At 70.1% G+C, this 9,829-nt stretch carries 11 protein-coding genes and 1 tRNA gene; 6 read left to right on the forward strand and 6 right to left on the reverse strand.

Annotation, left to right across the window (positions count from 1 at the left end; translation table 11 throughout):
• Positions 1 to 166: 166 nt before the first annotated feature.
• A complete protein-coding gene (locus AB0K18_RS24990; protein WP_364918324.1) occupies positions 167 to 799 on the reverse strand; it encodes a 1,4-alpha-glucan branching protein in 633 nt (210 codons plus the stop codon).
• Between the two features lie 82 nt (positions 800 to 881).
• Here AB0K18_RS24990 and AB0K18_RS24995 point away from each other — a divergent pair, with 82 nt between their 5' ends.
• Positions 882 to 1,898: a hypothetical protein gene (locus tag AB0K18_RS24995; RefSeq protein ID WP_364918327.1), complete on the forward strand. Its 1,017-nt coding sequence runs from the start codon at positions 882 to 884 to the stop codon at positions 1,896 to 1,898.
• Here AB0K18_RS24995 and AB0K18_RS25000 read toward each other — a convergent pair.
• Positions 1,888 to 3,312, reverse strand: a complete 1,425-nt coding sequence (locus AB0K18_RS25000; RefSeq protein ID WP_364918329.1) for a glycoside hydrolase family 28 protein — start codon at positions 3,310 to 3,312, stop codon at positions 1,888 to 1,890. The two genes, AB0K18_RS24995 and AB0K18_RS25000, sit on opposite strands and share 11 nt — an antisense overlap.
• Positions 3,313 to 3,463: 151 nt before the next feature.
• A complete protein-coding gene (locus AB0K18_RS25005; protein WP_355413230.1) occupies positions 3,464 to 3,757 on the reverse strand; it encodes a hypothetical protein in 294 nt (97 codons plus the stop codon).
• 263 nt (positions 3,758 to 4,020) lie between these two features.
• Between AB0K18_RS25005 and AB0K18_RS25010 the strand changes: the two genes are divergently transcribed.
• Positions 4,021 to 4,752 carry a hypothetical protein gene (locus tag AB0K18_RS25010; RefSeq protein WP_364918332.1) on the forward strand — a complete coding sequence of 244 codons (732 nt, stop codon included), beginning with the start codon at positions 4,021 to 4,023 and terminating at the stop codon, positions 4,750 to 4,752.
• A gap of 120 nt (positions 4,753 to 4,872) precedes the next feature.
• A tRNA-OTHER gene (locus AB0K18_RS25015) sits at positions 4,873 to 5,010 on the forward strand.
• Positions 5,011 to 5,145: 135 nt separating this feature from the next.
• On the opposite strand, the gene AB0K18_RS25020 is transcribed toward AB0K18_RS25015, so the two are convergent.
• Positions 5,146 to 6,486, reverse strand: a complete 1,341-nt coding sequence (locus AB0K18_RS25020) for a hypothetical protein (protein ID WP_364918335.1) — start codon at positions 6,484 to 6,486, stop codon at positions 5,146 to 5,148.
• A 110-nt stretch (positions 6,487 to 6,596) separates the two neighbouring features.
• On the opposite strand from AB0K18_RS25020, the gene AB0K18_RS25025 reads away from it, so the two are divergent.
• Positions 6,597 to 7,076, forward strand: a complete 480-nt coding sequence (locus AB0K18_RS25025; RefSeq protein WP_364918338.1) for a hypothetical protein — start codon at positions 6,597 to 6,599, stop codon at positions 7,074 to 7,076.
• A complete protein-coding gene (locus AB0K18_RS25030) occupies positions 7,067 to 7,582 on the forward strand; it encodes a hypothetical protein (protein ID WP_364918340.1) in 516 nt (171 codons plus the stop codon). Before AB0K18_RS25025 ends, AB0K18_RS25030 begins: the two co-directional genes overlap by 10 nt.
• Before the next feature lie 179 nt (positions 7,583 to 7,761).
• Here AB0K18_RS25030 and AB0K18_RS25035 read toward each other — a convergent pair whose 3' ends face one another.
• Positions 7,762 to 8,739 (reverse strand): aldo/keto reductase, encoded by a 978-nt coding sequence (locus AB0K18_RS25035; RefSeq protein ID WP_364918343.1) that lies wholly within the window; start codon positions 8,737 to 8,739, stop codon positions 7,762 to 7,764.
• A gap of 118 nt (positions 8,740 to 8,857) precedes the next feature.
• Here AB0K18_RS25035 and AB0K18_RS25040 point away from each other — a divergent pair, with 118 nt between their 5' ends.
• Positions 8,858 to 9,325, forward strand: coding sequence for a GNAT family N-acetyltransferase (locus AB0K18_RS25040; protein ID WP_364918346.1), 468 nt, complete (start codon positions 8,858 to 8,860; stop codon positions 9,323 to 9,325).
• Between the two features lie 64 nt (positions 9,326 to 9,389).
• Here AB0K18_RS25040 and AB0K18_RS25045 read toward each other — a convergent pair whose 3' ends face one another.
• On the reverse strand, positions 9,390 to 9,680 hold the full coding sequence (locus AB0K18_RS25045; protein WP_345387581.1) for a hypothetical protein: 291 nt from the start codon (positions 9,678 to 9,680) through the stop codon (positions 9,390 to 9,392).
• Positions 9,681 to 9,829 lie beyond the last annotated feature (149 nt).

The following is a 9,829-nucleotide window of genomic DNA, read 5'->3' on the forward strand; positions in this document are numbered from 1 at the left end:
GGGTCGCGTTCGTCATCTCCGCACTGGGGCGCCTCTACTTGCCCACCCGGCTCAGGGGTTCAACAGTCTCACCCGTCGAGAACGCAACGGCCCTGCCGCCTCAAGCAGCGCTGAATCGTCCGGCCGGCCCCTCCCGTGGGCGTCCGGCCGATGGCCTTGCGGTCGCTCAATGTCGTGGGTGGACGGTGAGGAAAGGGCCGCTGGCCTTGGTGCCGTCGGAGTTGGACCAGGGGCCGGTGATGTGGCCGGTTGTGGCCGGCGGGGCCGCGGGCTGGAGGACGCGGTGGAGGCGGAGAGCCGCGCCGGACGGGCCGGGGAGGATCGTGCCGTCTCTGTCGTCGGTGGTGCCGGTCTCAGCGGGGCCTGCCGGCGTCGCGGTGTAGGAGACGGTGATGGTGGGGTCGGGGGTGTCGGTGGTGTTCTGGTCTTGGGCTGTCACCTGGCCTTCGAGGAGGGCCGTCAGCTGGGCGATCAGGACGGGGTCGTGGCAGCCGTCGTAGACCCAGCGCCGGCCCAGCACGCCGTGCTCGGCGGTGCCGATCAGGGCGTGTTCGGCGTCCGCGAGCGGAGCTCCCCGGTACGTGAGCGGCACCAGGTACGCCGTCGCCCGGCCGCCTGACGTGTCGTTGACCACCATGAACTCGATGCCCACCGCGCCCTCGGGATCGTCCAGCCGGAAGCCGCCCGCCTTCGACAGCTCGGGCGCGGTCGAGCCGCGGTACCACGGGCGGGTGGGGAGCCAGGCGGTGAGCAGCTCCAGCTTGGTCGGCTTGAGGGTGGTGTGGTGGATGACGGCCATGGCGGGGGTCTCTTTCGTCGCGTCGTATCTGCACCAGGATCTTCGCATGCTACGAGAGAGGGTTTTCCGGTAGCTTCTCCGCATGTGGGCGGGCAGGGTGGGGCCGGTGCTCGTGCTGCTGTTCGCGGTGGGTTGTGCCGCTGCTCCCCAGGCCGGACGGGCCACGGAGAGCCCACGGCCGAGCGGGATCCGGTTGCTGGTGGGCGGCACGAGGATCGTGGACGTGGACACCGGCGCCGCGACGCCTGTGACCGGGCTGCCGGCGGATCGAAGGGTCACCCTCGCGGCCACCGTCCACGGGCCGCACACGGTGATCGCCGCGAGTGGTCCTGGCGTCAACCAGGTGCGGCTGTACCTGCTCAAAGGGTCAAAGGCGGTCGAGCTGGCCAGCGGCTGGAACGCGTTCCCTGCCGCTGACGGCTCGGGCTTCTGGGTGACGGATCAGCCGGAGTACGGCGGTCCTTGCACCGTACGCGAGCAGGCCGAGGACGGGACGATCCTGCGCCGCCCCAGGTGGAGCCCCTGCGGTGCCCTGCCCTACGCCGACACGCCTTACGGGCTGCACGCCAGGCACCGGCGCGAGTCGCTGCTCCTGACCCATGACGGTCTGCGGAAGACCGCCCGCTATCCGCGGATCGTCGCCGCGACGTCCAGGGAATTGCTGGTCGAGCGGAAGGACGGGCGGCTCGCCTTGGTGGTGCCAGGTGGGAAGGAACGGCCGGTCGGCAGGCCGAGCGGCACGGGCGTGGTGGCCGAGGGCGAGGTGAGTTCGGACGGCACGTACGTCGCCGTTCCGTTCCTCACCCCCACCCCCGGCGCGCACGAGTCGCTCGACGTCTGGGTGCTGGACACGCGCTCGCTCGCATGGACGCACGTCCCGTCCATGCCCCTCCCCGTGGACGTCAAGAGCCGCCGCATGCGCTGGACGCCGGCCGGCCGGCTGGTGCTCGCGGGCGGCTTCGTCACCACGGCGGACGACCACCCCCGCGAGAGCGACCACAAGGGTGTGGTCGCCCTGTGGAGGCCGGGCGAGGCGAGCCTGACCAGGTACGAGATGCCTGCGGACTGGCGGGAGAGCTTGGCGATTCTCAGGCCGTGACGGGGACGCCGTTCGCGGTGACGTTCTCGAGGACGAGGTTCTCGACGTTCTCGAGGACGTTCGGGGTGGCGGTGGCGCCGAAGTCCACGTCGGTGAGGGTGACGTCGCGGATCGGCGCCTCCGGGTAGCCGCGCAGGTTGAGCGCGCGCCTGGCGGTCCGCACGGTCACGTCCCTGACGTCGATCCCGCGTACGGACGGGTTGAACCCGTGCCCAGGCCCCTCCTCGTAGAAGAAGTTCACGTCGATCACCGAGCCGCCGACCTGCCCGATCTCCAGGTCCCTGGCGTGGAAGCCCTCGATGAACCCGCCGCGTACGGAGTTCGTCTTGAACCGAAGCGCGATGTCGAGGTTGGGGCTGGACATCGCGCAGTCCCTGATGAACACCTCGCGCACCCCGCCCGACATCTCGCTGCCGATCGTCATGCCGCCGTGCCCGTCGCGGAAGGTGCAGTTCTCGACCAGGATGTGCTCGCTGGGGACGTTCACCCGGCGGCCGTCGGCGTTGCGGCCCGACTTGATCGCGATGCAGTCGTCGCCGGTGTCGAACGTGCAGCCCCTGATCACCACCATGCGGCTGGACTCGGGGTTGCAGCCGTCGTTGTTGGGGCCGTGGGAGACGACGGTGACGTTCTGGACGAGGACGTTCTCTGACAAGGTGGGGTGGATCTCCCACATGGGGGAGTCGACGATGGTGACGCCCTCGATGAGCACGTTGCGGCACCGGTACGGCTCGATGAAGGAGGGCCGCAGGTAACCGCCCTCGCCGTAGCGGCGCTGCGCGACCGGCACCCCCTGCTCGGCCTGGGCGAACAGGGCGGCCCGCGCGGCGGCCTGGGTCGGCTCGCCCGGCTCCCAGCCGTGGTCGCCCGACCCCTTCCACGGCCACCAGTGCTCGTCGCCGGCCTGCCCGTCGAGCACCCCCGACCCGGTCACGGCGATATCGCTGCGGCCGTAGGCGTAGATGAGCGGCGCGTAGTTGAACAGCTCGACGCCCTCGAACCGGGTCGGCACCAGCGGCAGGTACGCCTTCGGGTCGGTGCTGAACAGCAGCGTGGCGCCCTCCTTGACGTGCAGGTCCACGCGGTCGAGCAGGTGGATGGAGCCGGTGAGCCAGCGGCCTTCCGGCACGTCCACGTGGCCGCCGCCCGCCCGGTGGCAGGCCCTGATCGCGGTGCGGATGGCGGCGGTGCAGTCGGTCGTGCCGTCGCCGCGCGCGCCGAAGCGAGTGATGTCGAAGCGGCGGTGCGGGAAGGCGGGCGGGCGGACGCGCGCGGCGATGCGGTTCGCACGAGTCCAAGCAGTGGGCGTTGCAGGCGTTCCGGACTCGCGGGCGAGGGCGGCTTCGGGGGTGAGGATGGGGACGGCGATGGCGGACATCGCCAGGGCACGCATGGCGGCGCGGCGGCTCAGCACGGGCGACTCTCCCTGTCACGCTCGGGACCGCCCGGAGCATATGCCGACCCATTGCGGTGATCCAGACGCTCGCCGCCTGTTTCCGCTGGAAACGCGGTGCAACCGGTTGCAGATCACGGCGAGGCCAGGCGGCCTCGCCGTGCTCACGAGGTCAGCAGGAGTTGGCGCCGTCGAACGTACGGACGCCGCGGGCCACCTTCGACCAGATCGTCCCGCCGGGGCGGACCGTGTGGCACTGGCCGTCGGTGCCGTGGGCCCACACGATCTTCAGGCGCAGCGTCCTGCTGCAGTCGTTGCGCGCGTAGCCGGTCTTGGTGATGGTGCCGGTCGTCTGCCAGACGACCACGCAGGAGGGTGCGTTGCCGGCGGGGGCGGCCTGGGCGGGGGCGGCGGCCGCACCCAGGGCGCAGCACGCGGCGGCGAGGGCGGTGAGAGTCTTGCGCACGGAACGTGTCCTTCCTGCTGCCATCAGTTACCCAACGAGTAGTAATCGATTGACTACATAAAGTCAATGTCGCGGTGGCGCAGCGGAATGGTCCGCATATCTTCACAAAACGGACATGAAGCTACTAACCTGGCATCGCTCCAGTGGGGGCCCTGGAGCGCCAACGTCCGCCGGACGTCGGGGTCCCTCCTTGCCAGGAGGGACCCCGGCGTTTGGCAGAAAACCGGATGTGTCCGGGTTCGCCGGACCTCTAGGGTTGATTCGTGACCAAGCTCAACCAGATCCTCGCGGTCGAGAAGGGTGTGAAGTCGGACGTCCAGCGCAAGGTGACGGACGCCTACCACCAGATCCAGAAGGCGCCCCTGCTGTCCGGCCTCTCCCGCACCTACCAGCCGATCGACGACGAGGGCGAGCAGCTGCCGCCCGAGTCGACGCGCGTGCAGGTGCAGGCCGAAGAGGTGCTCAAGGGAGTCGGCACGACGCTGACCCGGCTGTTCGACGTGACCGCCACCAAGGACTGGGCCAACTGCGAGGCCAAGGCCAGCGTGCGGGTCGACGGCGAGGTGCTGCTGGAGGACGTGCCGGTGACGTACCTGCTCTTCCTGGAGAAGCAGCTCACCGACGTCTACACGTTCGTCTCCAAGCTGCCGGCCCTCGACCCGGCCGAGACCTGGTCGCGCGACGAGGCCACCGACACGTGGCGCACCGACCCGGTCAAGACCACCCGCACCAAGAAGGTGCCGCGCAACCACGTGCTCGCCGAGGCGACGGAGAAGCACCCGGCGCAGGTGCAGGTGTACAACGAGGACGTCGTGGTCGGATACTGGACGAAGGTCGCCTTCTCCGGCGCGCTGCCGCAGCGGCGGGTGAACGAGCTGCTGACCCGCGTACAGAAGCTGCAGGACGCGGTGAAGTACGCGCGTGAGGAGGCGAACGGCACGCAGGTCGCCGACCGTAAGATCGGCGACAAGGTGTTCACCTACCTGTTCGGGTGAACCCTCCCCCAGACCCCCTCGCCTTCGGGCGGGGGTGCGCCAGGAGCGCAAGCTGAGGCTGACGCCTGAAGCTGATCGGCGGTGACATGGAGGTTCGAGTCCTCCCCGGGGCATTCACGCGCCCCGGTGGCCCAATTGGTAGAGGCAGCCGCCTGAAACTCAGATTCTCGCTCCAGATTCAGCATTCGCCGCCAGGTGCCGGATCGACCGAGGACGGGCTGTGATGGTGAGATACCGGTTCGAATCCGGTTCGGGGCTCTTTTCCTGCCCCGATGGTTCAATGGTCGAGCGCACGTCGTGATGACTGACCCGTCCTCTTAAACGCCGCCGGCACCGCGATATGGCGGCCTCTCTCAGGCCCCCCGGTAGGGTAACCGGGGGGCCGCCGCCTTTTCACCGCGGCGTCAGCTTCCCGGTCGCCAGGTCGAGCGAATAGGAGCGGTCCTGGTACGCGCTGTGCAGCAGGAATCGCCCGCCCTTCGACCAGCCCGGCACATTCTCCAGCCAGTCTTCACCGGGAAAGCGATACGTGACCGCCGACAGGCGTTTTCCGGTGGCCGGGTCATAGGTTTCCGCGCGCTGCTTCGCCCACCGGATGACGACCAGCCGGCGGCCGTCGGGGCGCAGGTGATAGTCGTCGCCGCGTTTTCCGGCCGGGAGCCGCATGCGTACCCTGCCTCTGAGGTCGAGGACGAGCACCCGATCGCCCTTGGTGACGACGACGCCGGCCGCGTTGACGTCGTGGACCTTCCGCGCGCCGGCGGTCAGCAGCGGCACCCAGGTGCGGGTGTCGACGACCTGCGCGCCGGCTCCCGACATGACCACGAAACGGCCTTTGAAGGTGACGGTCGGCACATCGGCGTCGGCCAGGGGCGGGGTGAGAGGGCGGCTGCCGCCGGCGTCCTGGTACGTCAGACGGCGGTCCTTCGCGTGCAGGTAGACCACCGCCTTGCGGTTCGGGGCGACGGCGAAGGGGGCGCTACGGGGTGCCTTGCCCGCCTCGGCGACATAGGGGGCGGCCTGGGGGAACGGCTCGCCGTTGACCAGCCAGAACCGGCACGGGGCCACGGTCTCGTCGAACCACGGGCAGGTCGGGGCGTCGTGCTCGTCGACGGTCTCGAACGTGGCCGGGATCGCCCGCACCTCGGCGGGCCCGTTGTGGCCAGGCGGTTCGTCCTGGGGCGGGCGTCCTGGGGCGAGCAGGACGCTCGCCAGCACGACCGCGCTGCCCACGAGGTGCACGTTCCGCGCCGACCAAGCGCCCAGCGCTCGCGCGGCCTGATCCTGATCCTCCATGCGCGGGCGCCGGTCCGCGAGCGTCACGGCCGCCGCGACGGCGACGGCCACGGCGGCGTGCGGCAGCAGCGTTCGGCCCGGGTCATCCGACAGGACCAGGTGGACGCCGGCCAGTGCGGCGGCGGTCACGGACGTCAGCCACAGGGCACGCGGGACAGCCATCGCGAAGAACGGCACGCGCCTGGCCGCCAATAGCGGCCCGGTGCACCAGCCGGCGACGAGATAGAACGGGTCGCCGGTGAAACCCGCCACCGGAACGGCCAGGACGACGGCGACCAGCCGCCATCGGCGTAATCGCGAGAAATACGCGATGACCTGCGGCGCATTTTCCATGGTGACCGGATAACCGCTCAGCGTGGCGAACCTCGTGAGCATTTCCCGCGACACCGTCATCGCCGCCGCGGAAATGGCGGCGAGCCCCAACACCCAGATCATCACCGGGCCACGATATAAGGTGCTGTGCCATGCATCCTGATGAAATATGGCGGCGATTAGGCATCGGTAGTCGGCGCTTATCCGGGTCCGGGGCGGTGGGCTGGAGTGGTGCGGTGCTCGCCGTCGTCGTCGCCATTCTGTCGTGGGCGGGCGCGACGGAGCCACGGGCCGCCTGGACGGCCGACGAAGGGTTGTCCTACCGCGACGAGGCCGGGCGGCTCGTCACCTCCATGACGCTCGAAGTCTGGAACGAGGGGCCGGTCCCGTTCACGGTCACGGGGATCGCGCTCGACGTCCCCGGCCTGCGCCTGCTGCCCCCTGACGGGACGAAGCGCGAGCGGGCGTCGGTCAGGGTCGCGGCCTACGAGTTGGTCTCGATCTCCAGAAGCGTGCACGTCGGTGACTGCGCGAAGGTGCCGAGGGAGCCGCGGCCGGTGCGGTTCACCTACCGGACCCCGCTGTGGTCGGGGGAGTCGGAGGCGGTGCCGGACTCCTGGCGCTATTCCGGGCTGGGGGACGACGTGACGCTGGCCTGGCAGCGCGGACTCGCGGCCGAGGCGTGCAACGAGGCGGTGAGCGACGAGTGGTCCTGAAGGAGCCGGCGCCCCCGGCGGCGCCCGCCCAGCCGGGTTTGAAGATCGCGATCGGGCTGCTGGTCGCCTTCGCGGCCCTCCGAGTGGGCGGGCTCGACCTGCTGTTCGACCCGATCGGCTGGTGGCTGTGCCTGCTCGGGGTGGGCGACCTTAAATCGGGCAGCAAGGCGGGGTGGCTCGCCTTGGGAATGGCCGGTCTGTCGGTCGTCGCGCTGTTCGAAGCGCATGCGGCGCAGGGGACGTACTCGGCGTTCTGGCTCGGGTACTCCGCCGGGGCGCTGGTCACGCTCTGGGCGGTGGTGGACGTCGTGATCCGGTACATCCGCCCCTTCGGTGACCACTACGACGTCACGCTGCTCGACGCGCTGCGATGGGCGGTGGTGGGGGCGGGGGCGGTCGCCCTGCTGGCCGAGTCCGGGTACGCCTGGCTCGGCGAGGTCGCCGTCATCGCCATGTATTGCGCGCTGGCCCTGCTGGTCGTGATCCTCTGGCGGCTTCGAGCATGAAAGGCCCTTGCCGGGGCGCCGATACGGGACGAAGGTGGAGGGAGACCCGGCCGGGGCGTGTCCCCGGCGGGTAGTCCCGCCCGGACGGCGAGATAGGTGGCGGTGACCGGCGAGGTCACCAGACCTGCCGCCGCTTGACGGTGCCTCTGCCGCTCCGGGCGGGACGCCGGACCGCCCTGTCACCAGCGGTCGTGGACCTGGGGGCGGATGAGCTCGTCGTAGACCTCGCGGACCGTCGAGAGTGCCGCGTCGTCCAGCGGCGTGAGGGCGTCGGCGGCGGCGTTGGCCTGGGCCTGGGCGGGGTTGCGGGCGCCCGGGATCACCACCGAGACCCCCTCCTGGTCGAGGATCCATCGCAGCGCGAACTGCGCCATCGTCGCCCCCGGCGGCACCAGCGGCGCCAGGCGGCGGACCGCCTCCAGGCCGGTGGCGAAGTCGACGCCCGAGAACGTCTCCCCGACGTCGAACGCCTCCCCGTGCCGGTTGAACGAGCGGTGGTCGTCGGAGGAGAACGTGGTGTGCTCGTCGTACTTGCCCGACAGCAGGCCGCTGGCCAGCGGGACGCGGGCGATGATGCCGACCCCGGCGGCGCGCGCGGCGGGCAGGACCTGCTCGAGCGGCTTGAGCCGGAACGCGTTGAGGATGATCTGCACGGTCGCCACACCGGGACGGGCGATCGCGGTCAGCGCCTCCTCGCAGGTCTCGACGCTCACGCCGTACGCGGCGATCTTCTTCTCCGCCACCAGCGTGTCGAGCGCGTCGAACACCGCGTCCGTCGAGTAGACCGGCGTCGGCGGGCAGTGGAGCTGCACCAGGTCGAGGGTGTCCACGCCGAGATTGTGGCGGGAGCGCTCGTTCCAGGCGCGGAAGTTGTCCATCACGTAGTTGGCGGGGATCTGCTCCACCCGCCGGCCCATCTTCGTGGCCACCGTGAGGCCGGGGTGGTTCTTGGCGAAGCGGCCGACGATCTGCTCGCTGCGGCCGTCGCCGTAGACGTCGGCGGTGTCGATGAAGGTGACGCCCGCGTCCACCGCCGCCTCCAGCGTGGCGACCGCGTCGGACTCCGTCACCTGGCCCCAGTCGGCGCCGAGCTGCCAGGCGCCGAGGCCGACCACACCGACCTGGCGTCCGGTACGTCCCAAAACGCGCTGTTCCATGGGTGTCTGCCTTTCTCGAACGTGACCAGCACCAGTGTCCCGGATGCCGACACCCACCGCGCACGCCGGGGCCTCGGCGAGGCGCGGGCGCTGGACCAGGGCACGTACCCTGTCTGCCATGATTCGTCCCGCCACACCCGCTGACGTGCCCGAGATCGTCAGCATGATCCGCGAGCTAGCCGAGTACGAGAAGGCCGCACACGAGGTGCGGGTGACCGAGGAGCAGCTCCACGACACCCTCTTCCGCGACCACCCCGCGGCCTTCGCGCACATGGCCGAGCAGGACGGCGAGGTGGTGGGCTTCACGCTGTGGTTCCTGACGTACTCCACCTGGCGCGGCGTGCACGGCGTCTACATGGAGGACCTGTACGTCCGCCCGCGGCACAGGGGCGGCGGCCACGGCGTGGCGCTGGTGCGCGAGCTGGCCCGCGTCTGCGCGGAGCGCGGCTACGAGCGCCTGGAGTGGGCGGTCCTCGACTGGAACGAGCCGTCCATCGCCTTCTACGAGAAGCTCGGCGCGGTCAACCAGAACGAGTGGTACCGCTACCGGCTGACCGACGAGCCGCTGCGCCGCCTGGCCGGCTGAGAACACCCCCGCACACGGCCACGCAGGTCACGCACGGTGACGTGACCTGCGTGACACATACGGTTCAGACGCCGGCGTGCGTCCTGCTCCGCGTGCTCTCGGACTGATCGAACATGCCCATCTCGGACTCGTCGAGCTCGCGGTGGGTCTCCTCCATCCGCAGCGCGACACCGATCGCGAAGAAGGTCGGCGCCCACTCGCCGACGAAGATGCCCCACCGGTCGGCCCGGTCGAGCCCGGCCTTCTCGGCCTTCGTGGACACCGCCCAGCTGGCGAAGGCCAGCGCGATCGACGCCAGGCCGCAGGTGTACATGTGGCCCGACTTAACGCCCATCTTGTGCAGCTGTTTGATCATGTTTCCCCCCTTGTCTGAGTGCTGTTACCCCAGCAAGAGGCCGATAACCGATCATTAACATCATGTTTCGCGGGTGACGGTTGTGCGGAGCTTGTTACCGCGGTGAATCACCCGTAACGAACGCACGGCCACGCACGGTCATCGTGCGT

Origin of the sequence: Nonomuraea sp. NPDC049421, assembly GCF_040677005.1 — a bacterium.
GTDB lineage: Bacteria > Actinomycetota > Actinomycetes > Streptosporangiales > Streptosporangiaceae > Nonomuraea > Nonomuraea salmonea.

Bases quoted from the DNA above. Each gene is read 5' to 3' on its own strand.
- AB0K18_RS24995 (WP_364918327.1), top strand. From the start codon at position 882: ATGTGGGCGGGCAGGGTGGGGCCGGTGCTCGTGCTGCTGTTCGCGGTG.
- AB0K18_RS25040 (WP_364918346.1), top strand. From the start codon at position 8,858: ATGATTCGTCCCGCCACACCCGCTGACGTGCCCGAGATCGTCAGCATG.
- AB0K18_RS25035 (WP_364918343.1), bottom strand. From the start codon at position 8,739: ATGGAACAGCGCGTTTTGGGACGTACCGGACGCCAGGTCGGTGTGGTC.
- AB0K18_RS24990 (WP_364918324.1), bottom strand. From the start codon at position 799: ATGGCCGTCATCCACCACACCACCCTCAAGCCGACCAAGCTGGAGCTG.
- AB0K18_RS25045 (WP_345387581.1), bottom strand. From the start codon at position 9,680: ATGATCAAACAGCTGCACAAGATGGGCGTTAAGTCGGGCCACATGTAC.